This window comes from Citrobacter sp. GW821-FHT07H02 (genome assembly GCF_059418505.1).
Map to the genome: position 1 here is coordinate 80,071 of NZ_JBWKPZ010000018.1, position 26,049 is coordinate 106,119.

General features: G+C 52.0%; 28 protein-coding genes, 2 tRNA genes and 4 pseudogenes. 22 read left to right on the top strand and 12 right to left on the bottom strand.

The annotated features are described in order from the left end of the window. The first annotated feature begins 7 nt into the window (after positions 1-7). The 14 genes and pseudogenes from fliF (at position 8) to rcsA (ending at position 11,516) form a co-directional block, all read left to right on the top strand. On the top strand, positions 8-1,681 hold the full coding sequence (gene fliF / locus AC07NP_RS17035) for a flagellar basal-body MS-ring/collar protein FliF (protein ID WP_494661172.1): 1,674 nt from the start codon (positions 8-10) through the stop codon (positions 1,679-1,681). Beyond that, the gene (fliG, locus tag AC07NP_RS17040; RefSeq protein WP_203360835.1) at positions 1,674-2,672 is read left to right on the top strand and encodes a flagellar motor switch protein FliG; all 999 of its coding nucleotides are present in this window, start codon (positions 1,674-1,676) and stop codon (positions 2,670-2,672) included. Before fliF ends, fliG begins: the two co-directional genes overlap by 8 nt. After that, the gene (gene fliH, locus AC07NP_RS17045; protein ID WP_203360834.1) at positions 2,665-3,375 is read left to right on the top strand and encodes a flagellar assembly protein FliH; all 711 of its coding nucleotides are present in this window, start codon (positions 2,665-2,667) and stop codon (positions 3,373-3,375) included. The genes fliG and fliH overlap by 8 nt, the downstream gene beginning before the upstream one ends. Continuing rightward, the gene (gene fliI / locus AC07NP_RS17050) at positions 3,375-4,745 is read left to right on the top strand and encodes a flagellar protein export ATPase FliI (protein ID WP_494661173.1); all 1,371 of its coding nucleotides are present in this window, start codon (positions 3,375-3,377) and stop codon (positions 4,743-4,745) included. Before fliH ends, fliI begins: the two co-directional genes overlap by 1 nt. Positions 4,746-4,766: 21 nt before the next feature. After that, complete coding sequence (gene fliJ, locus AC07NP_RS17055; RefSeq protein WP_192612591.1) at positions 4,767-5,210, top strand: flagellar export protein FliJ; 444 nt, start codon at positions 4,767-4,769, stop codon at positions 5,208-5,210. Further along, on the top strand, positions 5,207-6,424 hold the full coding sequence (fliK, locus tag AC07NP_RS17060; protein WP_494661174.1) for a flagellar hook length control protein FliK: 1,218 nt from the start codon (positions 5,207-5,209) through the stop codon (positions 6,422-6,424). Before fliJ ends, fliK begins: the two co-directional genes overlap by 4 nt. Positions 6,425-6,528: 104 nt before the next feature. Next, positions 6,529-6,996 carry a flagellar basal body-associated protein FliL gene (fliL, locus tag AC07NP_RS17065; protein ID WP_494661175.1) on the top strand — a complete coding sequence of 156 codons (468 nt, stop codon included), beginning with the start codon at positions 6,529-6,531 and terminating at the stop codon, positions 6,994-6,996. Between the two features lie 4 nt (positions 6,997-7,000). Beyond that, positions 7,001-8,005, top strand: a complete 1,005-nt coding sequence (gene fliM / locus AC07NP_RS17070) for a flagellar motor switch protein FliM (RefSeq protein ID WP_494661176.1) — start codon at positions 7,001-7,003, stop codon at positions 8,003-8,005. Then, entirely contained in the window at positions 8,002-8,415 is a 414-nt protein-coding gene (fliN, locus tag AC07NP_RS17075) for a flagellar motor switch protein FliN (RefSeq protein WP_192612595.1), read from the top strand. Before fliM ends, fliN begins: the two co-directional genes overlap by 4 nt. Continuing rightward, positions 8,415-8,792: a flagellar biosynthetic protein FliO gene (gene fliO, locus AC07NP_RS17080; protein WP_494661191.1), complete on the top strand. Its 378-nt coding sequence runs from the start codon at positions 8,415-8,417 to the stop codon at positions 8,790-8,792. The genes fliN and fliO overlap by 1 nt, the downstream gene beginning before the upstream one ends. Then, on the top strand, positions 8,792-9,529 hold the full coding sequence (fliP, locus tag AC07NP_RS17085; RefSeq protein WP_494661177.1) for a flagellar type III secretion system pore protein FliP: 738 nt from the start codon (positions 8,792-8,794) through the stop codon (positions 9,527-9,529). Before fliO ends, fliP begins: the two co-directional genes overlap by 1 nt. Positions 9,530-9,537: 8 nt before the next feature. Then, on the top strand, positions 9,538-9,807 hold the full coding sequence (gene fliQ / locus AC07NP_RS17090) for a flagellar biosynthesis protein FliQ (RefSeq protein ID WP_162383191.1): 270 nt from the start codon (positions 9,538-9,540) through the stop codon (positions 9,805-9,807). A gap of 8 nt (positions 9,808-9,815) precedes the next feature. Further along, positions 9,816-10,592, top strand: a pseudogene (fliR, locus tag AC07NP_RS17095) (flagellar biosynthetic protein FliR); the annotation flags it as partial. A 300-nt stretch (positions 10,593-10,892) separates the two neighbouring features. Continuing rightward, positions 10,893-11,516: a transcriptional regulator RcsA gene (gene rcsA, locus AC07NP_RS17100; protein ID WP_203360828.1), complete on the top strand. Its 624-nt coding sequence runs from the start codon at positions 10,893-10,895 to the stop codon at positions 11,514-11,516. A gap of 57 nt (positions 11,517-11,573) precedes the next feature. On the opposite strand, the gene dsrB is transcribed toward rcsA, so the two are convergent. After that, on the bottom strand, positions 11,574-11,762 hold the full coding sequence (gene dsrB / locus AC07NP_RS17105) for a protein DsrB (RefSeq protein ID WP_176167543.1): 189 nt from the start codon (positions 11,760-11,762) through the stop codon (positions 11,574-11,576). A gap of 129 nt (positions 11,763-11,891) precedes the next feature. On the opposite strand from dsrB, the gene yodD reads away from it, so the two are divergent. Together yodD and AC07NP_RS17115 are read left to right on the top strand one after the other, a co-directional pair. Continuing rightward, complete coding sequence (gene yodD / locus AC07NP_RS17110) at positions 11,892-12,119, top strand: YodD family peroxide/acid resistance protein (protein ID WP_494661178.1); 228 nt, start codon at positions 11,892-11,894, stop codon at positions 12,117-12,119. A gap of 311 nt (positions 12,120-12,430) precedes the next feature. Then, positions 12,431-13,246 carry a mannosyl-3-phosphoglycerate phosphatase-related protein gene (locus AC07NP_RS17115; protein ID WP_494661179.1) on the top strand — a complete coding sequence of 272 codons (816 nt, stop codon included), beginning with the start codon at positions 12,431-12,433 and terminating at the stop codon, positions 13,244-13,246. On the opposite strand, the gene dgcQ is transcribed toward AC07NP_RS17115, so the two are convergent. The 3 genes from dgcQ to AC07NP_RS17130 form a co-directional block, all read right to left on the bottom strand. Next, positions 13,225-14,937, bottom strand: coding sequence for a cellulose biosynthesis regulator diguanylate cyclase DgcQ (gene dgcQ, locus AC07NP_RS17120; RefSeq protein WP_494661180.1), 1,713 nt, complete (start codon positions 14,935-14,937; stop codon positions 13,225-13,227). The genes AC07NP_RS17115 and dgcQ overlap by 22 nt on opposite strands. A 124-nt stretch (positions 14,938-15,061) precedes the next feature. Beyond that, positions 15,062-15,244 (bottom strand): YodC family protein, encoded by a 183-nt coding sequence (locus AC07NP_RS17125; RefSeq protein ID WP_203360824.1) that lies wholly within the window; start codon positions 15,242-15,244, stop codon positions 15,062-15,064. A gap of 76 nt (positions 15,245-15,320) precedes the next feature. After that, positions 15,321-16,238, bottom strand: coding sequence for a DUF808 domain-containing protein (locus AC07NP_RS17130; RefSeq protein ID WP_494661192.1), 918 nt, complete (start codon positions 16,236-16,238; stop codon positions 15,321-15,323). A gap of 171 nt (positions 16,239-16,409) precedes the next feature. Here AC07NP_RS17130 and yedA point away from each other — a divergent pair, with 171 nt between their 5' ends. Continuing rightward, entirely contained in the window at positions 16,410-17,330 is a 921-nt protein-coding gene (gene yedA, locus AC07NP_RS17135) for a drug/metabolite exporter YedA (protein WP_494661181.1), read from the top strand. Here yedA and AC07NP_RS17140 read toward each other — a convergent pair. The 4 genes from AC07NP_RS17140 to drpB all read right to left on the bottom strand — a co-directional run bounded on the left by AC07NP_RS17140 (position 17,322) and on the right by drpB (position 20,289). Further along, the gene (locus AC07NP_RS17140; protein ID WP_494661182.1) at positions 17,322-17,789 is read right to left on the bottom strand and encodes a very short patch repair endonuclease; all 468 of its coding nucleotides are present in this window, start codon (positions 17,787-17,789) and stop codon (positions 17,322-17,324) included. The two genes, yedA and AC07NP_RS17140, sit on opposite strands and share 9 nt — an antisense overlap. After that, a complete protein-coding gene (locus AC07NP_RS17145) occupies positions 17,770-19,200 on the bottom strand; it encodes a DNA cytosine methyltransferase (protein ID WP_494661183.1) in 1,431 nt (476 codons plus the stop codon). Before AC07NP_RS17145 ends, AC07NP_RS17140 begins: the two co-directional genes overlap by 20 nt. Positions 19,201-19,276: 76 nt before the next feature. Then, a complete protein-coding gene (locus AC07NP_RS17150) occupies positions 19,277-19,969 on the bottom strand; it encodes a phosphohydrolase (protein ID WP_494661184.1) in 693 nt (230 codons plus the stop codon). Positions 19,970-19,998: 29 nt separating this feature from the next. After that, positions 19,999-20,289 (bottom strand): cell division protein DrpB, encoded by a 291-nt coding sequence (gene drpB / locus AC07NP_RS17155; RefSeq protein ID WP_494661193.1) that lies wholly within the window; start codon positions 20,287-20,289, stop codon positions 19,999-20,001. Between the two features lie 637 nt (positions 20,290-20,926). Here drpB and ompC point away from each other — a divergent pair. Beyond that, the gene (gene ompC / locus AC07NP_RS17160; RefSeq protein WP_494661185.1) at positions 20,927-22,105 is read left to right on the top strand and encodes a porin OmpC; all 1,179 of its coding nucleotides are present in this window, start codon (positions 20,927-20,929) and stop codon (positions 22,103-22,105) included. Between the two features lie 205 nt (positions 22,106-22,310). Here ompC and AC07NP_RS17165 read toward each other — a convergent pair. Then, positions 22,311-22,613, bottom strand: a pseudogene (locus AC07NP_RS17165) (DNA cytosine methyltransferase); the annotation flags it as partial. Positions 22,614-22,725: 112 nt separating this feature from the next. Here AC07NP_RS17165 and AC07NP_RS17170 point away from each other — a divergent pair. Continuing rightward, positions 22,726-22,986 carry a YdgH/BhsA/McbA-like domain containing protein gene (locus AC07NP_RS17170; protein ID WP_203360818.1) on the top strand — a complete coding sequence of 87 codons (261 nt, stop codon included), beginning with the start codon at positions 22,726-22,728 and terminating at the stop codon, positions 22,984-22,986. Between the two features lie 106 nt (positions 22,987-23,092). Here the strand turns inward: AC07NP_RS17170 and AC07NP_RS17175 are convergent, their stop codons facing one another. Continuing rightward, positions 23,093-23,224 (bottom strand): hypothetical protein, encoded by a 132-nt coding sequence (locus tag AC07NP_RS17175; protein ID WP_301697522.1) that lies wholly within the window; start codon positions 23,222-23,224, stop codon positions 23,093-23,095. 86 nt (positions 23,225-23,310) lie between these two features. Between AC07NP_RS17175 and AC07NP_RS17180 the strand changes: the two are divergent. Continuing rightward, a pseudogene (locus AC07NP_RS17180) lies at positions 23,311-23,769 on the top strand (tyrosine-type recombinase/integrase); the annotation flags it as partial. A gap of 66 nt (positions 23,770-23,835) precedes the next feature. Here the strand turns inward: AC07NP_RS17180 and AC07NP_RS17185 are convergent. Further along, positions 23,836-23,925, bottom strand: a tRNA-Ser gene (locus AC07NP_RS17185). Between the two features lie 93 nt (positions 23,926-24,018). Here AC07NP_RS17185 and mtfA point away from each other — a divergent pair. Continuing rightward, positions 24,019-24,816: a DgsA anti-repressor MtfA gene (mtfA, locus tag AC07NP_RS17190; protein WP_494661186.1), complete on the top strand. Its 798-nt coding sequence runs from the start codon at positions 24,019-24,021 to the stop codon at positions 24,814-24,816. A gap of 100 nt (positions 24,817-24,916) precedes the next feature. Next, positions 24,917-24,992: transfer RNA gene (locus tag AC07NP_RS17195), tRNA-Asn, on the top strand. Positions 24,993-25,462: 470 nt separating this feature from the next. Here the strand turns inward: AC07NP_RS17195 and AC07NP_RS17200 are convergent. Further along, positions 25,463-25,736 (bottom strand): annotated as a pseudogene (locus AC07NP_RS17200) (hypothetical protein). Positions 25,737-26,049 lie beyond the last annotated feature (313 nt).

Sequence of the window (26,049 nt, forward strand, 5' to 3'; positions counted from 1 at the left end):
GTGCGAGATGAGTGCGACTGCATCGACTGCAACCCTACCTAAACCTCTCGAGTGGCTTAACCGTCTACGCGCGAATCCCAGAATCCCCCTGATTGTGGCGGGAGCTGCCGCTATTGCCATTGTGGTTGCGATGGTGTTGTGGGCAAAAGCGCCCGATTACCGCACGCTGTTCAGCAATCTGTCCGATCAGGATGGCGGCGCTATCGTCACGCAACTGACCCAGATGAACATCCCCTACCGTTTTACGGAAGGCAGCGGTGCGATTGAAGTTCCCGCCGATAAAGTGCATGAACTGCGTCTGCGCCTGGCTCAGCAAGGATTACCGAAAGGTGGTTCTGTCGGCTTCGAGCTGCTGGACCAGGAGAAGTTCGGTATCAGCCAGTTTAGCGAGCAGGTCAACTATCAACGTGCTCTGGAGGGCGAACTGGCCCGGACCATCGAAACGCTGGGACCGGTGAAACACGCGCGCGTTCATCTTGCGATGCCTAAGCCATCGCTGTTTGTGCGCGAACAGAAATCCCCGTCGGCCTCCGTCACGGTAAATCTGGAGCCGGGACGCGCGCTGGATGAAGGGCAAATTAGCGCCGTGGTGCATCTGGTTTCCAGTGCCGTCGCTGGTCTGCCGCCAGGGAATGTCACGCTGGTCGATCAGGCGGGTCATCTGTTAACCCAGTCAAATACCAGCAGCCGCGATCTCAACGACGCACAGCTGAAATACGCCAGCGATGTGGAAGGCCGCGTGCAGCGCCGTATCGAATCGATCCTCGCGCCTATCGTCGGTAACGGCAACGTACATGCGCAGGTCACGGCACAACTGGACTTCGCCAACAAAGAGCAGACGGAAGAACAGTACCGTCCGAATGGCGATGATTCGCAAGCGGTGCTGCGTTCGCGCCAGCTTAACCTCAGTGAGCAGGTCGGTTCCGGGTATCCCGGCGGCGTTCCAGGCGCACTGTCTAATCAGCCGGCGCCAGCCAACTCAGGGCCGATCAGCACGCCACCTGCCAATCCGCAAAATGGTCAAAACGCCCAGCAGACCAGCAATAGCAGCTCGGCAGGGCCGCGCAGTACGCAGCGTAATGAAACCAGCAACTATGAAGTAGACCGCACCATTCGCCACACGAAAATGAACGTCGGTGATGTCCAGCGTCTCTCAGTCGCGGTGGTGGTCAACTATAAAACGTTGCCCGACGGTAAGCCGTTGCCGCTGACAGCCGATCAGATGAAACAGATTGAGGCGTTAACCCGTGAAGCGATGGGATTCTCCGACAAGCGTGGCGATACGCTGAATGTGGTGAACTCGCCGTTTAGCGCGACGGATGAAAACGCGGGCGAACTGCCATTCTGGAAACAGCAGGCCTTTATCGAACAACTGATCTCTGGCGGTCGCTGGCTGTTGGTGCTGTTGGTTGCCTGGATTCTGTGGCGTAAAGCGGTGCGTCCGCAACTGACCCGCCGTGCTGAAGAAGCGAAAGCGGCGCAGGAACAGGCGCTGGTTCGTCAGGAAACCGAAGAAGCGGTCGAGGTTCGCCTCAGCAAAGACGAGCAAACGCAGCAGCGTCGGGCGAATCAACGTCTGGGCGCCGAAGTGATGAGCCAGCGTATTCGCGAAATGTCAGACAACGATCCGCGCGTCGTGGCGCTGGTCATTCGCCAGTGGATGAATAACGATCATGAGTAATAACCTTTCCGGCACCGATAAAAGCGTCATTTTGCTGATGACCATTGGCGAAGATCGCGCGGCGGAGGTGTTCAAACACCTCTCCCAACGCGAGGTACAAACCCTGAGTGCGGCAATGGCGAATGTCCGCCAGATCTCCAACAAACAGCTGACGGACGTACTGGCGGAGTTTGAGCAGGAAGCCGAACAGTTTGCGGCGCTGAATATCAACGCTAATGAATACCTGCGTTCGGTGCTGGTAAAAGCGCTGGGCGAAGAACGTGCCGCCAGCCTGCTGGAAGATATTCTCGAAACCCGCGATACCGCCAGCGGCATTGAAACGCTCAACTTTATGGAACCACAGAGCGCCGCCGACCTCATCCGCGACGAACACCCACAAATTATCGCCACCATCCTGGTGCATCTCAAACGCGGCCAGGCGGCGGATATTCTGGCGTTGTTCGACGAACGCTTGCGCCACGATGTGATGCTGCGTATCGCCACCTTCGGCGGCGTACAGCCTGCGGCACTCGCGGAGCTGACGGAAGTGCTGAACGGCCTGCTCGACGGTCAGAATCTCAAGCGCAGCAAAATGGGCGGCGTGAGAACGGCGGCAGAAATCATCAACCTGATGAAAACCCAGCAGGAAGAAGCGGTTATTACTGCGGTACGCGAATTCGACGGCGAGCTGGCGCAGAAGATTATCGACGAAATGTTCCTGTTCGAAAATCTGGTGGATGTCGACGACCGCAGCATCCAGCGTTTGCTGCAGGAAGTGGATTCCGAGTCGTTGCTGATCGCCCTGAAAGGTGCAGAACAGCCGCTGCGCGAGAAGTTCCTGCGCAATATGTCGCAACGTGCGGCAGACATCCTGCGCGACGACCTCGCCAACCGGGGTCCGGTACGCCTGTCTCAGGTCGAGAACGAACAAAAAGCGATTCTGCTGATTGTGCGCCGTCTGGCGGAAACCGGCGAGATGGTGATTGGCAGCGGCGAGGATACCTATGTCTAACGAACTGCCGTGGAAGATCTGGACTCCGGACGATCTCGCCCCGCCGCTTGCGGAATTTGTCCCTGCACAGCAGGACGACGATGCGCTCTCTGCTGATGTCGAGGACGAACCCGCGCTGAGCGCCGAACAGCAGCTCGAGCAACAGCTGGCGCAGTTGAAAATCCAGGCCCATGAGCAGGGTTACAATGCCGGTCTGGCGGAAGGTCGGACGTCCGGCCACCAGCAGGGATACCAGGAAGGTATGGCGCAGGGTCTGGAACAGGGCCAGGCGCAGGCGCGTTCCCAGCAGGCGCCGATTCACGCCCGCATGCAGCAACTGGTCAGCGAGTTTCAGAACACGCTGGATGCGCTGGACAGCGTTATAGCTTCACGCCTGATGCAGATGGCGCTGGAAGCGGCGCGTCAGGTGATTGGTCAGACGCCGGTGGTGGATAATGCCGCGTTGATTAAGCAGATCCAACAGCTGTTACAACAGGAGCCGCTGTTCAGCGGTAAGCCTCAGTTGCGCGTTCATCCCGATGATTTACAACGCGTGGAAGAGATGCTCGGCGCAACTCTCAGTCTGCACGGCTGGCGTCTGCGCGGCGATCCCACTCTGCATCATGGCGGATGTAAAGTCTCTGCGGATGAAGGCGATCTTGACGCCAGCGTCGCCACGCGCTGGCAAGAACTCTGCCGTCTGGCAGCGCCCGGAGTCGTCTGATGACCACCCGCCTGACCCGCTGGCTGAACACGCTGGACAACTTCGAAGCCAAAATGACGCAACTGCCTGCGGTGCGTCGCTACGGTCGGCTGACCCGCGCCACCGGACTGGTGCTGGAGGCAACCGGACTGCAACTCCCGCTCGGCGCAACCTGCATTATTGAGCGCCAGGATGGGGCTGAAACCAACGAAGTCGAGTGCGAAGTTGTCGGCTTTAACGGCCAGCGTCTGTTTTTAATGCCGCTGGAAGAGGTCGAAGGCATTCTGCCGGGCGCCCGCGTTTATGCCAGAAATGGTCACGGCGACGGACTGCAAAGTGGTAAGCAATTGCCGCTGGGCCCGGCGCTGCTTGGGCGCGTACTGGACGGTGCTGGTAAGCCGCTGGACGGCCTCCCCTCCCCGGAAACCACCGAAACGGGCGCGCTCATTACCCCGCCATTTAACCCACTCCAGCGTACAGCGATTGAGCATGTGCTGGACACCGGCGTGCGTCCGATCAACGCCCTGTTAACCGTCGGCCGCGGTCAACGTATGGGACTATTTGCCGGTTCCGGGGTCGGGAAAAGCGTCCTGCTCGGCATGATGGCGCGCTATACCCGCGCAGACGTGATCGTCGTGGGTCTGATTGGCGAACGTGGCCGCGAAGTAAAAGATTTTATCGAAAATATTCTTGGCACCGACGGACGAGCGCGCTCAGTGGTGATCGCCGCGCCTGCGGATGTGTCGCCGCTGCTGCGGATGCAAGGGGCTGCCTACGCCACCCGTATCGCAGAGGATTTTCGCGATCGCGGACAGCACGTGCTGCTGATTATGGATTCATTAACCCGCTATGCGATGGCGCAGCGTGAAATCGCGCTGGCGATCGGTGAACCGCCCGCGACGAAAGGCTACCCCCCTTCCGTCTTTGCCAAATTGCCGGCGCTGGTCGAACGCGCCGGCAACGGTATTCACGGCGGCGGTTCTATCACCGCGTTTTATACCGTCCTGACCGAAGGCGACGACCAGCAGGATCCTATTGCTGACTCCGCGCGCGCGATCCTTGATGGCCACATCGTGTTATCCCGTCGACTTGCCGAGGCCGGGCACTATCCGGCCATTGATATTGAGGCGTCGATCAGTCGTGCAATGACTGCGCTCATTACCGAGAAACACTACGCGCGGGTACGCAATTTCAAACAGCTGCTGTCCAGCTTCCAGCGTAACCGCGATCTGGTCAGCGTTGGCGCCTATGCCAAAGGCAGCGATCCGATGCTGGATAAAGCCATTGCGTTGTGGCCCCAGCTCGAGGCGTTTCTGCAACAAGGTATTTTTGAACGGGCGGACTGGGAAGATTCCCTTCAGGCTCTGGATCTGATTTTCCCGACGGTGTGATAAAGCAGGAGGGTAAACGTCATGGCACAACACGGCGCACTGGCAACGCTGAAAGATTTGGCTGAAAAGGAGGTGGATGATGCCGCACTCCTGTTGGGTGAAATGCGGCGCGGATTTCAGCAGGCAGAAGAACAGCTGAAGATGCTGATCGATTATCAGCATGAATACCGAACCAACCTCAATACCGATATGGGACAAGGGATTGCCAGCAACCGTTGGATCAATTACCAGCAATTTATCCAGACACTGGAAAAGGCCATTGAGCAGCATCGCCATCAACTCAACCAGTGGACGCAAAAAGTCGACGTTGCGCTGAATAGCTGGCGTGAAAAGAGGCAGCGGCTACAGGCCTGGCAAACCTTACAGGACCGACAAACTGCGGCAGCCTTACTGGCTGAAAACCGCCTGGATCAGAAAAAGATGGATGAATTTGCTCAGCGTGCAGCCATGAGGAAACCTGAATGATCACATTGCCCCCACTGGTAACGACGGAGACAGACGTAACCGGCGGCTCAAAAGCCGGAACAACAGGCGACGCCGCGCAGGATTTCCTGGCGCTGCTGGCAGGCGCGTTAGGCGCGGACGACACGCCGGGGAAAGCGACGCCGTTGTCGTTTGCCGACATACAAACCGCAGGCAACCCGCGGCAAAAAGGCCTGTTGTCTCAACATGGCGAGGCCTCTCCTGCCGAAAAACTGGCCGACCTGCTGGCGCGCCCGGACCTGGCGACCGACGAAACCTTAACCACCTTGAGCGACGCGCAGCAGTGGCTTTCCACGCTCACGCCGACGATGAAAAACAGCGCGCTGACGGCACTGAACAAATCCGCGCAAGCGGACGAAAAAACACCGCACCTCAGCGACGAAGACCTCGCCAATCTGAGTGCCTTGTTTGCCATGCTGCCCGGACAACAAAACGTAACGCCAGTAGTCAGCAGCGCTGCGACCCAAAGCGGTGCCTCGCTGACCGCAACGTTGCGTGGCGAGACGCGTCAGACAGCTCAGGATCTCGCCTTTACGTTCCCCTCTGACGAGGGGAAAAAAGGGAAGACGGATACCGCAATCCACAGCACTGGCGTAGAGACCGGTCAGCCACAGCCGTTGACGCCGCTGGTCGTCGCAGCCACCGCTAAAGCCGATCTCGAAAGCAGTCCTTCCCCGGTGACGCCGGGCCTGGCAATGACGGCGGTCAGCAGTCCGGCAGCACAGCCGCAGCCACTTCCGACGGTGGCCGCGCCGGTGCTCAGCGCGCCGTTGGGCAGCCATGAATGGCAGCAATCGCTTAGCCAGCACATTACGTTGTTCACCCGTCAGGGGCAGCAGAGTGCCGAACTGCGTCTGCACCCGGAAGATCTGGGTCAGGTGCAAATCTCGCTGAAGCTTGATGACAACCAGGCGCACTTGCAGATGGTGTCGGCGCATAGCCACGTCCGCGCCGCGCTGGAGGCGGCATTACCGGTCTTACGTACGCAGCTGGCGGAAAGCGGGATCCAACTGGGTCAAAGCAGTATCAGTAGCGAAAGTTTTAGCGGGCAGCAGCAGGCACCGTCCCAGCAACAACAGACCGCCCGGTCGCAGGGGCAAGAGTCCCCGCTCGCCGACGATGACGGCAATCTGGCCGTGCCGGCCTCATTGCAGAACGCGTCCCGCGGCAATGGCGCGGTGGATATCTTCGCCTAACGCCAGAGGTAGCATGATTATCCGTGTCTTTTCCACGCTTTGACGGGAACAGGACACGGGATAATCAGCCAATAAGCTGTACCGAAACAGGAAGCCCGTATCAGATGACTGACTCCGCGATGAACAGAAAGAGCAAACGCTCTATTTGGATCCCTTTGCTGGTGCTAATTACCCTCGCCGCCTGCGCGACCGCGGGTTATAGCTACTGGCGTATGCAGACGCATCCGTCTGTCAGCGCAGCCGCACAACCGGCTCCGCCAGCCGCCCCCGTGTTTTTCGCGCTGGATACGTTTACCGTGAATCTGGGCGATGCGGACCGCGTGCTGTATATCGGCGTGACGCTACGACTGAAAGATGAAGTGACCCGCTCGCGCCTCAGTGAATATCTGCCTGAAGTGCGCAGCCGTTTGCTGTTGCTGTTTTCCCGTCAGGATGCCTCCGCGCTCTCCACGGAAGACGGCAAACAAAAACTGATTGACGCCATTAAAGAGACGCTCTCTACTCCGCTCGTTGCTGGACAACCGAAACAGGAAGTCACCGACGTTCTTTATACAGCTTTTATTCTGCGGTAAAGACATGGGCGATAGTATTCTTTCTCAGGCTGAAATCGATGCGCTGCTCAACGGCGACAGCGAGACCAAAGACGAACCGACGACGGGCATCGTAAGCGAAAACGATATTCGTCCCTATGATCCCAACACTCAGCGCCGCGTGGTACGTGAGCGTCTGCAAGCGCTGGAGATCATTAACGAACGTTTCGCACGCCAGTTCCGTATGGGGCTGTTTAACCTGCTACGTCGCAGCCCGGATATCACCGTTGGCGCTATCCGTATTCAGCCGTACCACGAATTTGCGCGCAACTTACCGGTGCCGACGAACCTGAACCTGATCCACCTGAAACCGCTGCGCGGTACGGGTCTGGTGGTGTTCTCCCCGAGCCTGGTGTTTATTGCCGTGGATAACCTGTTCGGCGGCGACGGTCGTTTCCCGACCAAAGTTGAAGGTCGGGAATTTACGCACACCGAGCAGCGCGTCATCAACCGCATGCTGAAACTGGCGCTGGAAGGCTATAGCGACGCCTGGAAAGCCATTAATCCACTGGAAGTGGAGTATGTGCGTTCTGAGATGCAGGTGAAATTTACCAATATCACCACCTCTCCGAACGACATTGTGGTCAATACCCCTTTCCACGTTGAGATTGGCAACCTGACCGGCGAGTTCAATATCTGTCTCCCCTTCAGCATGATTGAACCGCTGCGGGAACTGCTGGTTAACCCACCGCTGGAAAACTCACGCCATGAGGATCAGAACTGGCGCGACAATCTTGTGCGTCAGGTTCAGCACTCAGAACTGGAGCTGGTAGCGAACTTTGCCGACGTTCCGCTGCGTCTTTCCCAGATATTGAAACTCAAACCCGGCGACGTACTGCCGATTGAAAAACCCGACCGCATTATTGCTCATGTGGACGGCGTACCTGTGCTGACCAGTCAATATGGCACCGTGAACGGTCAGTATGCGTTACGTGTAGAACATCTGATCAACCCGATTTTGAATTCGCTGAATGAGGAACAGCCCAAATGAGTGACATGAATAATCCGTCCGATGACAACAATGGCGCATTGGACGATCTGTGGGCTGACGCGTTAAACGAGCAAAAAACACCGACAGGCAAAAGTGCAGCCGATGCCGTGTTCCAGCAACTGGGCGGCGGCGATGTGAGCGGTACATTGCAGGATATCGACCTGATCATGGATATTCCGGTCAAACTGACGGTTGAACTGGGCCGTACCCGCATGACGATCAAAGAGCTGCTGCGTCTGACGCAAGGCTCCGTTGTCGCACTTGACGGTTTGGCCGGAGAGCCGCTGGATATTCTGATCAACGGCTATCTGATCGCGCAAGGTGAAGTCGTGGTGGTCGCCGACAAATACGGTGTACGCATCACTGACATCATTACGCCGTCTGAGCGTATGCGTCGCCTGAGCCGTTAATCATGAAAACCCAGGCCATTGTCTCACAACCTGCGGCCGTTCCCGGTTCGCCGCTTGCTCAGGTCAGCGGCGCATTGCTGGGGATTATTGTGCTGATACTGGCCGCCGCCTGGGTGATTAAACGCCTGGGGTTCGCGCCCAGGGGAAACAAGGCCCGCGGGCTTAACGTGTCTGCCAGCGCCTCGCTCGGCCCACGTGAACGGGTGGTGATTGTGGAGGTTGACGATGCGCGTTTAGTGCTTGGCGTCACGGCGTCCTCTGTCAATTTACTCCACACCCTGCCTGCCGCCGTAGGGTGTGCAGACGAAGAACCGGCCTCTCCTGCTGATTTTCAGGCCATGATGAAGAACTTGCTAAAGCGTCCCGGGAGATCCTGATGCGTCGTTTGTTATCCCTCACGCTCATGGGTGTATGGCTTTTCTCCCCCGCTGCACTTGCTCAGTTACCGGGCCTGGTCAGTCAGCCATTACCCGGCGGCGGACAAAGCTGGACGCTTCCCGTGCAAACGCTGGTGTTCATCACCTCGCTGACCTTCCTGCCCGCGATCCTGCTGATGATGACCAGTTTTACCCGCATCATCATTGTGTTTGGCCTGCTGCGTAACGCGCTGGGAACACCGTCTGCGCCGCCAAACCAGGTATTGCTAGGACTGGCGCTGTTCTTAACGTTTTTCATCATGTCGCCGGTGATTGATAAGATCTACGTCGATGCGTATCAGCCGTTCAGCGAAGAGAAGATTTCCATGCAGGAGGCGATGGAGAAAGGCGCGCAGCCGCTGCGCGAATTTATGCTACGCCAGACCCGCGAGGCTGACCTGGCGCTGTTTGCGCGTCTGGCGAATAGCGGGCCGCTACAAGGCCCGGAAGCGGTTCCGATGCGCATCCTGCTCCCGGCTTTTGTGACCAGCGAGCTGAAAACCGCCTTCCAGATCGGCTTTACCATATTCATTCCTTTTTTGATAATCGACCTGGTGATTGCCAGCGTGTTGATGGCGCTCGGGATGATGATGGTTCCCCCTGCCACCATTGCGTTGCCGTTCAAGCTGATGCTTTTTGTCCTGGTTGACGGCTGGCAACTGCTGGTTGGCTCACTCGCACAAAGCTTTTACAGCTAGGGGACGAAATGACACCTGAATCGGTCATGATGATGGGCACCGAGGCGATGAAAGTCGCCCTCGCGCTTGCCGCCCCCCTCCTGCTTGTCGCTCTGGTCACGGGTCTGATTATCAGCATTTTGCAGGCGGCAACCCAGATCAACGAAATGACGCTGTCTTTCATTCCGAAAATAGTGGCGGTATTTATTGCCATTATCGTTGCCGGTCCGTGGATGCTTAACCTGTTGCTGGATTACGTGCGGACGTTATTCAACAATTTACCCTACATCATCGGGTAACACGCGCGATGTTGCAGGTAACGAGCGAACAGTGGCTATACTGGCTTAATCTTTATTTCTGGCCGCTGCTGCGCGTGCTGGCGCTCATTTCGACGGCACCGATACTCAGTGAGCGCGCGGTACCTAAACGGGTAAAGCTGGGACTGGGGATGATGATCACCTTTGTGATTGCCCCTTCGCTTCCCGCCACCGAGGTGCCAATTTTCTCCGCCAGCGCATTGTGGCTGGCAATGCAGCAAATCATGGTAGGCATAGCTCTGGGATTTACCATGCAATTTGCCTTTGCCGCCGTGCGTACCGCCGGTGAACTGATGGGATTACAGATGGGGCTTTCTTTCGCCACCTTTGTTGACCCTGCCAGCCACCTCAATATGCCCGTGCTTGCACGAATCATCGACATGCTCGCGATGCTGCTTTTCCTGACCTTTAACGGGCATTTATGGCTGATTTCGCTGCTGGTCGATACTTTTCATACCCTTCCTGTCGGCGACAACCCGGTTAACAGTAATGCGTTTCTGGCGCTCGCCCGGGCAGGCGGCATGATCTTCATCAACGGGCTTATGCTGGCCTTGCCGGTGATCACCGTGCTATTGACGCTCAACCTGGCGCTGGGGCTGTTAAATCGTATGGCACCGCAGTTGTCGATCTTTGTGATTGGTTTCCCATTAACATTAACCATCGGTATTTCGTTAATGGCTGCCCTCATGCCATTAATTGCGCCTTTTTGCGAACACTTATTCAGCGAAGTTTTCAATTTATTGGCTGATGTGGTGAGCGAACTTCCGCGAAATAAATAACCCACAGTATTTATCCTGTTTTGCTAAGGATTATCCGAAATTTAAATTTCAAAAACATCTACCAGGATATATCTGCCGCCTGTTATTTGTTTTTATCTCACTCACATAACGCAACATTTACTTTACTTTAAGATAATTCCAGGCAAATTATACGTAACTTTACGGGATAGTAAGTCCGCCTGAAAAATCGCAGAACTGTCATATTGAACCACTATTATTGTTCAGTTGGGTTACTAAAAGATATTCAGGTAAGGGGAATTATCGTTACGCATTGAGTGAGGGTATGCCATGTCAACGATTATTATGGATCTATGCAGTTACACCCGGCTAGGGTTAACCGGGTATCTGGTAAGCAGAGGGGTGAAGAAAAGGGAAATCAACGACATTGAAACCGTTGACGAACTCGCCATCGCTTGTGATTCACACCAGCCATCTGTGGTGTTTATTAATGAGGACTGTTTTATCCATGATCCATCTAACAGTCAGCAAATAAAGCAAATCATTAATCAACATCCCAATACGTTATTTATCGTTTTTATGGCAATTGCCAATGTGCATTTCGATGAGTATTTGGTAGTCAGAAAAAATTTATTGATCAGTTCTAAATCAATCAAGCCAGATTCACTGGATGATATCCTTGGCGATATTCTTAAAAAAGAGACAGATATTTCCGAAGGTGTTAATTTACCGACGTTATCTTTAAGCCGGACTGAATCCAGTATGTTACGCATGTGGATGGCCGGTCAGGGAACCATTCAGATTTCAGATCAAATGAATATCAAAGCGAAGACCGTGTCATCCCATAAGGGGAATATTAAACGAAAGATAAAAACGCATAATAAGCAGGTTATCTATCACGTGGTACGTCTGACAGATAATGTCACAAACGGTATTTTTGTTAACATGCGCTGAAGCATCCGGACTGGTGGGGTTGCCACCAGTCCGGGTAAAACGTGCTGACGTTACGCGTTACTCTGCTTTTTCCACAAAGATGCCATCCTGATGGCCCGATTCATTAAAGAACCAGATACCGAGCGGGTAGTCTTCCAGCGAAACCAGGTACATTGTGCCTTCACTAAACTCTTCTACCGCCAGTACCACGCCAGGCCGGCGAGGACCGCCGTCCGTTTTGACTGTCACCCGATCATTCACCTTCATCGTAATCCTCCTGTGGCTTTGTGCCAGTGTAGAACAATTTCGTTTTACTGGCAGTGTCTGCTCCGCGCGATTGCTGGTTTTCTCTACGGTCTATACTTATAAGTGCCACGGTTGAATGAGGTATCGAAGATGAAAACCGCGAAAGAGTTCAGCGATATGGCCAATCGCGATGTCACTATCGATGTTGACGCCCTGCTGGCGGCAATTAATGAAATCAGCGAGAGCGAAATTCATCGAAGCGAGAACGACCCTGATAGAGCCAGCGTCGATGGCCGTGATGACCATACATGGCATGAATTAGCCGACGCCTTCGAGCTCGATATTCATGACTTCAGCGTAACGGAAGTCAATCGCTGACTTTAGGCGAAAAAAATCCCGGTCCTGAGGACCGGGATCAAGCTTGCTTATGCAAGAAGCACTTGAAAATTCGTTACACCAGGAAATCTGATGTGCTCCAAACCTTATCTGCAATTTTTTTGCAAGACAAGCAAATATTTTTATCATGAATGATTATTCTTATTAATGATTGTGGCTGAATTGAGAAATCCCCTACGTACCGTCAGGGTATGCCGGGAGCGTTCCCTGTCTGGTAGTCTCTACAAAGGTATTGAGTTTTAAGATTTATCCTGGTCGTAAGGCTGTGGTCTTACAGGTGTCGAGGTATAAAAATGCTATCACTCCATAATCCCCTGCTGATTTTTACCGATCTGGATGGCACCTTACTGGATAGTCATACTTATGAATGGCAGCCTGCAGCGGACTGGCTGACCGCCCTGCGCGAACATCATATTCCGGTGATCCTGTGTAGCAGCAAAACCGCCGCAGAGATGTTGTATCTCCAAAAAACGCTGGATCTGCAAGGGTTACCGTTCATCGCGGAAAATGGCGCCGTCATTCAGTTAGACACCCACTGGCAGACCCACCCTGATTATCCTCGTCAAATCGCCGGTACATCCCACGCAGACATCAGCATGGTGCTGAACAAACTTCGCGACAAAGGGCGCTATAAATTTACGACATTCGACGATGTTGATGAGCTGGTCATTGCCGAATGGACCGGGCTTAGCCGCACCCAGTCGGCACTGACGCGTCTGCATGAAGCTTCCGTTTCGCTTATCTGGCGTGACAGTGACGAACGAATGGCGCAGTTTGCCGCAAAGCTCAACGAGCTTGGCCTGCAATTTCTTCACGGCGCGCGCTTTTGGCATGTACTGGATACTTCCGTTGGCAAAGATCTGGCGGCAAACTGGCTGACAGGTGAGTATCAGCGGCAATGGAAGAAACACCCCATCACCCTGGGTCTGGGAGATGGGCCGAATGATGCCCCGCTTCTGGATGTTATGGACTATGCGGTGATCGTGAAAGGGCTAAACCGCGAAGGCGTCAGGTTAAAGGCGGATACCCCGCAACGGGTATACCATACGCAACAGGAAGGCCCGGAGGGCTGGCGCGAAGGGATGGATTATTTCATCGCCATGCTCTGATCGGCATCACTGGCGCACACGCGGTTACGTCCGGTCTGTTTGGCCCAGTAAAGCCGCTGGTCTGCCAGCGACTGTAGCTGTTCAATGTCATAATCGCCCGTTTCCTGCGAACTGCTGACGCCAAACGAGGCGCTAATCCAGATAGTGGTGCTGTTCGCGACCAGGATCTCTTTGCCATTGATCCGACGGCGAATACGCTCCGCAATCCGCTCAGCCTGGGAGAGTGTTGCCCCCGGCAGAATAATGCAGAACTCCTCACCACCGACACGCCCGGCAAGATCATGTGCGCGCAGCGTTCCGCTGATTAATCCTGCCGCATGCGAAAGCACCCGATCGCCAGCCTGATGCCCAAAACGGTCATTCACACTCTTAAAGTGATCCAGATCGAGCTGAATCACCGAGAAAGGCTGTCTCCCCTCCAGGCTGCGTTTAGCCTGGATGCGCGCCTTTTCAAACAGTCCACCCCGGTTATACAGCCGGGTCAGGGTGTCATGCCAGGCCTGCCATTGCAGCGAGTTTTGCATCACAAACATGTTGCTGACCATATGCCGGATAACACCCCACGAAATCAGTAACATGCCCGTAAAAAGCACCCACAACAGGCCCAATGCGATACTGATACTGCCAAAGTCCCCTCTCAGCCCTTCCTTTAAGGTATGCACACGCACCAGCACGCCATCGAAATTGTCCAGTCGTTCCCAACTGATGTAGCGACTTCCTACATGCTTACCGCCTACGGTGTCTTTCGCAATGTCTTCGACGAGCATGGCTTGTTCACGCTCATCAAACACATTGACCTTGCGCTTCTCGGAGGTTGAGGTGGTCAGCAAACGGAGTTGGCTGTCGTAGAGTTGGTACTCACCTTCCACGTCTTTTACGATGGCGTCTTCCAGAAAACGCTTTATGGATAAAACAGGGATGTCCATGGCCAGCACGCCATACCAGTAGTTTTCATGATCCAACGGCACACTGACCGTGACCATTTGCTGCCCTTCACGGGCCGGGTTCGCCGGGGACGTAAACCAGCGGACGCCGCGCTGCGGATTCAGTCGTTGAGTCTGTTCCTTAAACCACGGCTGGGTCACATAGTCATAATAGCGGGTAAGAATATCCGCGCCGTGCGTGGTGGGTTGTGTTGCGACATAGAATCCAGAGCGCGAGACATACATCGCCTGATGTGCCATTGGGGCAGTTGAATGGGCCAGACGCATCAGATAACCGGCCTCCAGTGCGGCCGTCAGCTCATTCGCCAGATTCGCGTTATCACGGGTGAGCAGAATGCCCTGCTCGACAAGCGCATCAGAAACACCATTAAGCGACAGGGTGCGACGACGGTCGAGCTCTAACTGCCAGAAACGCTGCTTTCGCAGTTGCTCAAATTGGGTGACGGCGCCATGTAATATCGCAAAATCGAGCGGCGTAAGCAGCGCGTCATGCATACCGTTTCGCAAAAAAATCAGTTTATCGACATTGAATTGCAGTTGTCGGTCGAGGACGTTCGCGACGCTATCCAGGTGATTTTGCTGGCTGGAAATATAGGCGTCTTCAAGTACAACGACTTCACGCCAGGTGAGCAAGGTAGAGAAGATCATCACCGCCACAAAACAGAGATTTACGACGTGTCCTGGCCTGAAACGTCGAAGGGACCTTTTCAGCCAGCTCCTGCTTTCCATCGTTGTCTCGTGCGGCACTCTGACGACTCCCTGGTAGTTGAATGTCCTTATCCTGACATAACCCGGCCGCCATGTGTTGCATTACAACCGTATTTTTGTTTACTAAAAATAAAACGCCCGGCATTCACCGGGCGTTTCTTCATCAGGCTTCTTCCCGAATTCGCCTTCCGTCACCGGGAACGAGTTCATTCTCATGGAATGCTTCCCGTTTTACGCCAAAACCGTCATACCAACGGCACTCGACCATTCCACTGGAATAACCGGTGACAATCATACGAGGTCCGCCATCTTTCATGGTCACTTCCTCGCTGACAACAAACACCATACCTGCCTCCTCTTCAGGTGAAACTGTTTCACCTTAGACGACGATGGCCTTTTTTGCGTACTTTGCCAGGGTGCAATTAGTGCGATACGCCCCGAACGCGCGCAATCGCTTTTACCAGGGCAACAACAATGGCACCCACGATAAAGCCCAGCACGAGGTTAAGCAGCGTCGGCAGGATGAGTGCAATAAACGCGGTTTGCTGCTGGGCAAAATGTTCGATGGCATGGTGCAACGGCGCGATACCGTGTACCACAATTCCGCCCCCGACCAAAAACATCGCTAGCGTCCCTACAATGGACAATGCTTTCATCAGCCAGGGGGCAACGACTAACAAGCCTTTCCCCACGAACTGCGCCACCACACTGGTTTTTTCCACCAGCCAGAACCCCATATCGTCCAGTTTTACGATGATCCCCACCAGTCCGTAAACGCCGACGGTGACGACCAGAGCAACCCCCGACAACACCAGTACCTGATTCAGCAATGGCGACTGCGCAACAATCCCCAGGGTAATGGCCACAATTTCGGCGGAGAGAATAAAATCAGTCCGAATTGCCCCTTTAATTTTGTCTTTTTCGAAGGTGAGAGGATCCTGCGCGGCGATGGCCTCCAGACGTTGCTGACGGTCTGCCGGACTTTCTTTGTGTTTTCGCGCCTCTAAAGTGTGGAGCACTTTTTCCACGCCTTCGAAGCAGAGAAATGCCCCGCCAATCATCAGTAACGGGGTGATAGCCCAGGGAATAAAAGCGCTGATGAGCAGCGCCAGAGGCACCAGGATCACTTTGTTTACCAGCGAGCCTTTGGCCACACTCCAGACCACAGGAAGCTCACGGTTAGCCCGCACCCCAGAGACCTGCTGCGCGTTAAGCGATAAATCATCGCCCAACACACCGGCCGTTTTTTTCGCAGCCAGTTTTCCCATCATAGAGACATCGTCCAACAAGGTGGCGATGTCGTCGAGCAACGTTAATAAGCTACTTCCTGCCAAAATAATTCCCTCTGTGTTTTTCTTTTTGACACTGCAAGTATGAAGTAAAACCGGTAAAGCTGAAATAGACCACAATGGCAACATTTTTCTAACAATACAGAGTAATTATAAATCTCGCCAGACACATAGTTTTGCAGTTTACTATGTTGCTCCTTTTTATTTCCACCGTGAGGATTTATGCGCTTCAGGCAGTTGTTACCACTTTTTAGCGCGCTTTTCGCGCTGTACATTATTTGGGGTTCCACGTACTTCGTGATTCGTATTGGGGTGGAAAGTTGGCCGCCGCTGATGATGGCTGGCGTGCGTTTTCTATCTGCGGGTATCCTCCTGACTGCATTTTTACTCCTTCGCGGGCACAAGCTCCCTCCCCTGCGCCCACTTCTTAACGCGGCGCTGATTGGCATCCTGCTGCTGGCGGTCGGGAATGGGCTGGTCACTGTCGCGGAACATCAGAACGTGCCTTCCGGTATCGCCGCCGTCGTGGTCGCTACCGTTCCGCTCTTTACCCTCTGCTTTAGCTGTTTTTTTGGTATTCAAACGCGAAAATTAGAGTGGGCAGGAATAGCTATAGGCCTTGCGGGGATCATCATGCTTAACAGCGGTGGGAACTTAAGCGGAAATCCCTGGGGTGCAGTATTGATTCTGATTGGTTCAATGAGTTGGGCATTTGGTTCGGTATACGGTTCACGTATTGCGTTACCTGTCGGGATGATGGCGGGCGCCATTGAGATGCTTGCCGCAGGGGTTGTGCTTATGTGCGCCTCTTTTATCTCGGGCGAGAAACTCACCGCCACACCGACGCTTTCCGGCTTTTTAGCCGTGGGCTATCTTGCGCTCTTTGGATCCATCATCGCGATCAACGCATACATGTATCTGATACGCAATGTCAGTCCGGCTCTTGCAACCAGTTATGCTTATGTTAACCCGGTTGTCGCGGTATTGCTGGGAACAGGGCTTGGCGGTGAAAGCCTCGCGTTTATCGAATGGCTGGCGCTGGGAGTGATTGTTTTTGCGGTGGTACTGGTCACGCTAGGGAAATATCTGTTTCCGGCAAAACCGGTTATCGTCGCGGCTGAATCCGGGAAGTCATTACAGTAAGTGAATACCCTGAGAGTCGATCTGCGCAGCGGCCCCACCCCCGCAGATCCACTCCTCAATCCGCTCAGATAACGCCGCGTCATCGAGTTTCTCCCGCCCGCGCAAGGCGCATTCCCACAGGACCAATACACGCCACCCCAGCGCCTGGAGTTGCAGAAGATCCCGGCTGTCCCGTTCGACGTTTTTGCCAATTTTCTCCAGCCAGAATTCGGTGCGGGTGGCAGGCATTTTGAACAGGTAGCAATCGTGGTGATGCCAGAAACACCCGTGGGTGAAAATGACGCAGCGGTACTCGTCGACGACAAAATCCGGACGTCCGGGAAGGGTGGCATCCTGCACGCGAAATGCAATTCCCTGTTCAGTCAGCAGGCTGGCGAGGCGCCGTTCGATCGCCGTATCGCGGGTCGCTATCGCCCGCATATTTTTACTGCGCGTCGCCTTATCGTGTACGTCCGCCATGCTGACTCTCTTGCTGGCGCAGCGCAACGGCCTGTTTAATTTTCGGTTCCAGCAATTTGGCCACGGCGGCAAATGCGGGAACCACAACAGAGTTGCCAAACTGACGATACGCCTGGGTGTCTGACACCGGGATACGGAACTGATAACCCTGCGGCGTCTCAAAACCCATTAACCGGGCGCACTCTCTGGGCGTTAATCTGCGTGGACGATACTGTTGGTTCTGCGGATCGTCAAAATCACGCTCGCCCAGGGCCATATCCCAGCCGCGATCGATCAAGATTTCTGCGCCATCTTTGTAATAACGCGCAGACAGCGTTCTCGTCACGCTATCAGGGTTTGAGGGATAGACCATCCCGTAACCAAATCCATTTCCCCGCGCCTGGTGTTTTTTCGCATAGCGGTACAGATACTTCCACAGGACCGGCGTCAGAACGTATTTTGCTTCAACGGCGGGTTCCAGCAGTTCAGCAAGCGTGACACGACGCTGCGGATAGCGCGTCACAATATCCCGCAATGTAAAATCGGCTTTCAGGTTCAGATCTCGCCGAAACCCTACCAGGACGATACGTTCGCGATGCTGGGGCAAGAAATGCCGCCCATCGATGATCTTCGGATCATCAGGACCATTATCGGCGGCATCCGCCACGTCGTAGCCCAGTTCATCAAGCGTCTGCATAATAATACGGAACGTTTTGCCCTGATCGTGACTCTTCAGGTTCTTCACGTTCTCAAGCACGAAAATCGCGGGACGACAGGCATCAATGATCCGCACCACATCAAAGAACAGCGTGCCCTGCGTATCACAGGCAAAACCATGCGCACGGCCCATCGCATTTTTCTTTGATACCCCGGCGAGTGAAAACGGCTGACAAGGAAACCCCGCCAACAGAACATCGTGCTGCGGTATATGCTGGCGAATATGTTCGGCGGCCTGCTGGTCCGTCACGCCATCATGATGACTCAGGGTAATATCACGAATATCTTCATTGAAGTGATGCGTCTGGGGATCGCAGTAACAGTTTGCTTTATACGTTCGCACTGCGTGTTTATTCCATTCGCTGGTAAACACGCATTGCCCGCCTATCGCTTCAAATCCACGGCGTATTCCGCCTATTCCGGCGAAAAGATCGATAAAGCGAAAAGCATAATGGGGATGATGCGCCGGCGGCGTCGGTAGCAACGTTTTAAGATGGGCAAATTCGTTATCACTCAACCGATGCCATGCGGCATTCGCCACGACGCGTTTTAAAATGGCCGGGCTCCAGTGATTCTCCCCAACGCTATTAAGGTGCGCCACCAGCGTTTTCACATCGTAGATTTCCAGCAATTTATCCAGCATCGCCTGAACCGCGATGCCGGTATTGTCTGTCATCAGATCCTGAACGCCTGTAACTGAAAGATTATCCTGCATACATTTGACCGGCCAAAATTGATATTCGACAGGTTAACATAAAATGAAGGTATTTACGTTTCGGGTGTGAACGCTATCAGTCAGCGCTAAAAGACTGAATAACGGTGTGATCCAGCGATTCATACTCACCGTTCAGCTCTGCGCTCAGTTTCGCCATATACGCCACCAGGAAATCGGCGTTGTGCTTCGCCAGCGCTTTTCCTTTGGCTGTTTGCATGGTTTTCGGCAGCACCAGTAATTTGCTCTGGAAATGGTCGAGCGCAAACTGTTTATCGTTGAGGGAACGGTTCTGGGCAAAAGGATCCTCGGCATCAAACAATGCCACGCCCAGCGCCCCCGATACCGCAAATACGCGGGCCAGGCCAATGGCACCGAGGGCTTCCAACCGGTCGGCATCCTGCACGATTTTCGCCTCGAGCGTGGTTGGTACAATTTTTGCGCTAAAACTGTGGGCCTCGATCGCATGAACGACCGCGGGTATCCGTGATGGGGGGAATGACGGGAAATCATTCATTAATATACGGCTGGCCTCTTTCGCCGCTAACACGGACGAACGGTGGCGTTCAGGATGGTTTTTAGGGAGGCTGATAATGTCATGAAAGTAACATGCCGTCAGCACCACTAATCCGTCTACCGTTTCATGAGCAGACAGTTTTTGCGCTGTCGCCCAGACACGACGAAAATGAAAAATATCATGGGCAGCGTCCTGCTCCCGATGATGATCGCTAAGCCAACTCTCAAACTCTCGTTGCCACTGTTGCAGACTCATGTCGCCTCTCCTCGTGTAAAGGCTTCACGTTAGCAACTTTCTCTGCCACCTTCACGCCGAATATCACGAGGTCTTGTGTACCATGCAATTCCCCCCAGGATGACGCCCACCAGGCTCAACACAACAAATCCCAGCAAAGCTCCCAGCCACTTGCCTGCCGTTGACCCCAGATCACTCTCCATGCCAGGAACAGGCACTGACTGAAGGTTGCTCATCACCCAGATATACCGCGCCATGGCCCAGACAAAATAGCTGCAAAAAGCATAAAAAACCCACAACGCCAGTTTTCCGCCCAGACTGCGGTTTGCTTTTTCTTCCATATTGGTCAATTTATACTCCGCTTTCGTGATGTAACTAAAACGACGAAATTTACACAACTTTGTGATTATAATCACATTCAACTGTGAAGTAAGGCGCTATACGAGCTTTGGTTATTTATTTTACATATACATTGATCTCAGGCAATTTTAGTTAAGGCTTCGAAAGCCTTGTCAGTCCAGACAAGAAACAAAAAGTGTCAACAGCAGAGATTTAAATTATTAATCTCATGAATGAAATTAACAACAGCGCATCATTTTAATTTTATGCCAGAATAGCCCGTTATTATCCATTTACTATTCACTTTAGCAATACTTCATTGCCGGCATCTCTGCCGTTTTTTCCTGAACCAAATACCACAGACAAACATTATTAATACACTCAATATTATTAATTCAGATAATTTTAGTGAGACAAATCATAACCAAATGAAAGTTAAACATAATTACAGACAATAAAAACAAACTGAGCCATATTTAATTATTTATAATAAAGTCTTCAGAAACAATTTGAATTATTTTAAATAGATTTGTTACATGTTATTTTTAAAAAACAATGAACTTCATAGAATAGTATCTCAATGTACTCCCCCGGATAGAGTACATATTCATACGAATTATTATCATAAGGATATATATAATGAAAAGAAAAGTTCTGGCATTGCTTGTCCCGGCATTATTAGCGGCAGGCGCAGCAAATGCGGCTGAAGTATATAATAAAGACGGCAATAAACTCGATCTATACGGAAAGGTTGATGGTCTGCACTACTTCTCTGACGATACCGGCAGTGACGGTGACATGACTTATGTCCGTTTCGGTTTCAAAGGTGAAACGCAGATCGCAGATCAGTTCACTGGTTACGGTCAGTGGGAATATAACATTCAGGCAAATGGTACTGAAGGTGACAAAGGCGACTCCTGGACTCGTCTGGGCTTTGCGGGTTTAGGTTTTGGCCAGAATGGCACCTTTGATTATGGTCGTAATTATGGCGTAGTTTACGACGTAGAGGCATGGACTGATATGCTGCCAGAGTATGGTGGCGATACCTACACTCAGACTGATGTGTTCATGTTAGGTCGTGCTAACGGCGTTGCTACTTATCGTAATAATGGGTTCTTCGGCCAGGTAGACGGTTTGAACTTTGCATTACAGTATCAGGGTAATAATGAAGGCAGCAGTGCTGGCCAGGAAGGTTCTGGTAACAGCCAGGGCCGTAAATTAGCCAAAGAAAACGGTGATGGTTTCGGTATGTCTACCTCCTATGACTTTGACTTTGGTTTAAGTCTGGGTGCTGCATATTCTGCCTCAGACCGTACTGATGATCAGGTGACTCGTGGTTACGGGGATCGTTCTCATGCTAACAGCTATGCCGGTGGCGAAACGGCAGAAGCCTGGACCGTTGGCGCTAAATATGATGCTAATAACATTTATCTGGCAACAATGTATGCAGAAACTCGCAACATGACGTACTACGGCAGTGGTGATGGTAGTGAAGGTGGCATCGCCAATAAAACAAAGAACTTTGAAGCCGTTGCACAGTACCAGTTCGACTTTGGTCTGCGTCCTTCTCTGGCCTACCTGCAATCTAAAGGCTCAGATTTAGGTGGTTGGGATCACGATAGTAAAGGCAACCCTCGTTACACCGACAAAGATTTGGTCAAATACGTTGAAGTTGGTGCGACCTACTACTTCAACAAAAACATGTCCACCTATGTTGATTATAAAATCAACCTGTTGGATGAAGATGACGAGTTTTATGCTGACAACGGCATCGCAACAGATGACATCGTTGCTGTTGGTCTGGTTTACCAGTTCTAACTTCCCGTCTTCCCAGGCCCGCGTTGCGCGGGCTTTTTTATCCCCCCGCCTTTCACCTATCACCGTGATAAATAATCACCACCGATATCGTCCAGTGAATAAAGTCATTATCCAGACTACGCTCTGTCTTAAGCACAAACTGTTAGTTCATGTCAGCATTGATGAAAAATAACCCGCCGTAGCGGGTTGAATTAACTGTGTTTTATTAAGCGGCAATCTCTTTATGCTGACAAAGCTCAGGTAAATTAGCTCGCACTAATGCCTCTGCAAATGGCGGCGGAACAGCGTTACCACATCGCGCTACCTGCTTGTCCTTCGCGTATTTCTGACCCCGATAATCCTGATCGATGATGTACCACTCCAGGAAGCCTTGAGCGCGGTAGAGTTCATGCGGCTGCAACATGCGCATGCCAATATCTACAATGCGCTTCATAACGCTATCTACTTCCACAAATTCGAAAGCATCTTCACCACAATATTCACGAAGAAAATCACGTACTGACTCGGCGTGTGGGGAGTAGAGAAGAATTATCCCATTTAATCTTGACATTTTTCTGTGTCATTTCACCTATAATTTATGAGGTGATTATGTTTAATCACTCATAAGCTAGGAGGATGTAATGATGAAAAATTTACTTCACTTTTCAATAGCTGTGATCCTGATAGCTCTTCCGATAACGACTTTTGCTGTTGATTCTCTTACCAATGGGAACTCTGCCAGTCACATGAGCGGCACCCTCACTGCAAAGGGAAACAGTGTTGAAGATGTTGAAAGCACCCTTAAATCGGAAGCAATTAACAGCGGTGCATCAGCATATACGATTACTACTGAGAGTAATGATGCTGGGCAGGTCTACGGTGAAGCAACCCTCTATAAATAAATGTTGATCAACAGGAAGAATGTATCATCCGAAAAATTAACGGCTCCCTCAATAGAGCCGCTATACCCAGATAAAACTAAGCCCCGTATTAGTGGAGCTGATTGAGTTACACCTTAAACCGGTGCGTGGTGGTGCGCGCACCTGGCGCCATTTCTTGCTTGATGGCTTCACGCTTGCGTTCGAACTCATCCGGCACCGTCACAGCCTGTAATGGTGGTGCTGCGTAGAGTGCCTGCATTTCATGCCCCTTTGCTATATCCCATTGAAGGCCTGCATCAACATAACCCCAGCCACCAACGTAATTTTCAGAGCGGTATCGAGCACGCCAGGCTATCCGATGTTCTTTCTCTCAAATGGTCGCAAATAAGCGAGGAAGGCATTTTTATCCAGCAAGGGAAGACAGGGACAAAACAAATTAAAGTCTGGACTGAGAGGCTTCATAACGCCATAGAACTTGCAAAGACTCTGGGCGGACGGGAAATCGTTATCAGTAGCAGTAAGAAAACTAAGTATTTGAAAAGTGGGTTTAACGATCTGTGGTAAACGGCAAGAGAAGCGGCAGGAAAAAAACTTGATAGAAAACTGCCATGTACTTTTCACGATCTTAAAGCCAAGGGAATCTCTGACTACGAAGGTTCGAGTAAAGACAAGCAATTATTCTCAGGTCACAAAACTGAAAGCCAGGTTGTGGTTTATGACAGAAAAGTGAAAATTTCTCCCACATTGGATCTTCCAGTATTAGGCAAATCAGAAGATGATGATGGCGAGTTTTATACCAAGTGAATATACCAACACTATACCAAGTGTGACATGAGTCGTTGAATGGGATTGAACTAAGTGCTTGAATAGTGGCGGAGAGAGGGGGATTTGAACCCCCGGTAGAGTTGCCCCTACTCTAGTTTTCGAGACTAGTCCGTTCAGCCGCTCCGGCATCTCTCCGTTCTGGTGGTTGCAATGATGCCAGGTAATTTGGCATTTTAACAGACCCTGCCCGTTCAATTTTGTTCAAGTGACGAGTTTGCGAGCAAAACGATGATTAAGTGGCCCTGGAAAGTACAAGAAACAGCGCAGAATGAAGTCCTGCCGTGGGAAAACGCCCTTGCCATTCCTCTGCTGGTGACGCTCTCTGCACAAGAACAAGCCAGATTGATTGCGCTGGCAGAGCGTTTTTTACAGCAAAAAAGGCTGGTCGCGCTTCAGGGTTTTGAGCTGGACTCGCTAAAAAGTGCCCGCATCGCGCTCCTTTTTTGTCTACCGGTTCTCGAGTTAGGCATCGAATGGCTGGACGGTTTTCATGAAGTGCTAATCTACCCTGCCCCGTTTGTGGTGGATGATGAATGGGAAGACGACATTGGGTTAGTACATAACCAACGTGTCGTTCAGTCCGGACAAAGCTGGCAGCAAGGGCCTATTATTCTCAACTGGCTCGACATCCATGACTCCTTCGATGCCTCCGGATTTAATCTGATCATTCACGAAGTGGCGCATAAACTGGATATGCGTAATGGCGATCGCGCAAGCGGCATTCCTTTAATCCCGTTGCGGGATGTTGCCAGCTGGGAGCATGACCTGCACGCTGCCATGAACAATATTCAGGACGAGATTGATTTAGTGGGAGAAACGGCATCCAGTATTGATGCCTATGCCGCTGTCGACCCTGCTGAATGTTTTGCCGTCTTGTCAGAATACTTTTTCAGTGCGCCAGAACTGTTTGCACCACGATTCCCGGCACTGTGGCAACGCTTTTGCCAGTTCTACCGCCAGGATCCGTTACAGCGTTTACGCGATAGCGACAATGACGACGAGCAGCGGGCTTCATATGTACATTAATTCTCTGATTTGAGGATTAATTAACCAATTGAAATAGCGTGCGAATTTTACTGTTGACACCGTGTGGTGTGGTCAGTATTATTCGCCTCGTTCAAACGATTCCTCTGTAGTTCAGTCGGTAGAACGGCGGACTGTTAATCCGTATGTCACTGGTTCGAGTCCAGTCAGAGGAGCCAAATTCTAGTTTTGAGACATTCCTATGAGTCTTGAGATTAAAAAAAGAACTTATTTTTACCCGGTTGACTCGAGAGAGGCTACCGGTTTTTTGATCCCCAATTTTGAGTATTTAATCTGGGCCACAAGGTTCAGTGAGCAAATGAAGCCCCCGCTATAGCGTTGACAGATGCCGCTATCCGCAAGATGTAATCCTCAGACAAACTCAGAATACGCCACAAAAACCACAAGACTATTGCCGCTACGTACTATCAGCAGCATCCCAGCCTGCACCTTCAAATAACTTACGCGAAGCCGTATTTGAGACCGGACTGGGCGAGACCGTGAAAGATTCGCAGGGGAGTATTGTGCTAATGGCCGATAATAACAAGGTGCGGAAATTACTGAAGGGGCTTTATCAAGCAGAAAGGTGGGTTAAAGGAATGCGGCGGGAGGTGGCTGAGGTGATGAAAGGCAATTAATTAAAAACACTTTACCTTAATCCGTCTGGTTTTATTTCAGGATGTTTTTCATATAACGTATTCATTATTTTAATAAGCATCACACCCATTATCAACCCAACAACTCCCCGATATGCCTCAAATTCACTTTCGTCACAATGAGATTCAACGACAGCAACAGATTCATCAAGCTCCTTACCGAATCTCAACATTAATTCACTAATTAATATGGCTGTATTTTTATCGCTTACCATACACTCTCCCGTAATAAATAACATCATTGATTTTCTTTACATTCATCAACATAATTCAAGAAATCGAATTCGTTGTTTTTGTAGGTAACTAAGTAAATAAACATTTACTAATTCAGTTATTTTCAATCATTTTTCACCTTAACCACTCACCAGGTTCATCTATATCAACACCACAAGCAATAAGGTCAAGAGAATCAATATCTGTACTAGGATTCAGTGGATACGTGTACGGACTCCATCCCTCCTCAGTACAATAGGATCCTGCGTGATATATCTCCCCTGCACCGGTGAAGTGGTTTACTGAATTTGGCCACCTGAACAGAGGTGATATGCTCACCTCAGAACAACACAGGTGCACCAATGAA

Coding starts and splice junctions, on each gene's coding strand:
- fliQ (WP_162383191.1), top strand. CDS start 9,538: ATGACACCTGAATCGGTCATGATGATGGGCACCGAGGCGATGAAAGTC.
- fliK (WP_494661174.1), top strand. CDS start 5,207: ATGATCACATTGCCCCCACTGGTAACGACGGAGACAGACGTAACCGGC.
- AC07NP_RS17115 (WP_494661179.1), top strand. CDS start 12,431: ATGCTATCACTCCATAATCCCCTGCTGATTTTTACCGATCTGGATGGC.
- yodD (WP_494661178.1), top strand. CDS start 11,892: ATGAAAACCGCGAAAGAGTTCAGCGATATGGCCAATCGCGATGTCACT.
- mtfA (WP_494661186.1), top strand. CDS start 24,019: ATGATTAAGTGGCCCTGGAAAGTACAAGAAACAGCGCAGAATGAAGTC.
- fliP (WP_494661177.1), top strand. CDS start 8,792: ATGCGTCGTTTGTTATCCCTCACGCTCATGGGTGTATGGCTTTTCTCC.
- fliL (WP_494661175.1), top strand. CDS start 6,529: ATGACTGACTCCGCGATGAACAGAAAGAGCAAACGCTCTATTTGGATC.
- fliF (WP_494661172.1), top strand. CDS start 8: ATGAGTGCGACTGCATCGACTGCAACCCTACCTAAACCTCTCGAGTGG.
- rcsA (WP_203360828.1), top strand. CDS start 10,893: ATGTCAACGATTATTATGGATCTATGCAGTTACACCCGGCTAGGGTTA.
- fliG (WP_203360835.1), top strand. CDS start 1,674: ATGAGTAATAACCTTTCCGGCACCGATAAAAGCGTCATTTTGCTGATG.
- ompC (WP_494661185.1), top strand. CDS start 20,927: ATGAAAAGAAAAGTTCTGGCATTGCTTGTCCCGGCATTATTAGCGGCA.
- drpB (WP_494661193.1), bottom strand. CDS start 20,289: ATGGAAGAAAAAGCAAACCGCAGTCTGGGCGGAAAACTGGCGTTGTGG.
- fliH (WP_203360834.1), top strand. CDS start 2,665: ATGTCTAACGAACTGCCGTGGAAGATCTGGACTCCGGACGATCTCGCC.
- AC07NP_RS17140 (WP_494661182.1), bottom strand. CDS start 17,789: ATGGCGGACGTACACGATAAGGCGACGCGCAGTAAAAATATGCGGGCG.
- fliN (WP_192612595.1), top strand. CDS start 8,002: ATGAGTGACATGAATAATCCGTCCGATGACAACAATGGCGCATTGGAC.
- fliI (WP_494661173.1), top strand. CDS start 3,375: ATGACCACCCGCCTGACCCGCTGGCTGAACACGCTGGACAACTTCGAA.
- yedA (WP_494661181.1), top strand. CDS start 16,410: ATGCGCTTCAGGCAGTTGTTACCACTTTTTAGCGCGCTTTTCGCGCTG.
- AC07NP_RS17145 (WP_494661183.1), bottom strand. CDS start 19,200: ATGCAGGATAATCTTTCAGTTACAGGCGTTCAGGATCTGATGACAGAC.
- AC07NP_RS17125 (WP_203360824.1), bottom strand. CDS start 15,244: ATGGTGTTTGTTGTCAGCGAGGAAGTGACCATGAAAGATGGCGGACCT.
- AC07NP_RS17150 (WP_494661184.1), bottom strand. CDS start 19,969: ATGAGTCTGCAACAGTGGCAACGAGAGTTTGAGAGTTGGCTTAGCGAT.
- fliJ (WP_192612591.1), top strand. CDS start 4,767: ATGGCACAACACGGCGCACTGGCAACGCTGAAAGATTTGGCTGAAAAG.
- AC07NP_RS17175 (WP_301697522.1), bottom strand. CDS start 23,224: ATGCAGGCACTCTACGCAGCACCACCATTACAGGCTGTGACGGTGCCG.
- fliM (WP_494661176.1), top strand. CDS start 7,001: ATGGGCGATAGTATTCTTTCTCAGGCTGAAATCGATGCGCTGCTCAAC.
- dsrB (WP_176167543.1), bottom strand. CDS start 11,762: ATGAAGGTGAATGATCGGGTGACAGTCAAAACGGACGGCGGTCCTCGC.
- AC07NP_RS17170 (WP_203360818.1), top strand. CDS start 22,726: ATGATGAAAAATTTACTTCACTTTTCAATAGCTGTGATCCTGATAGCT.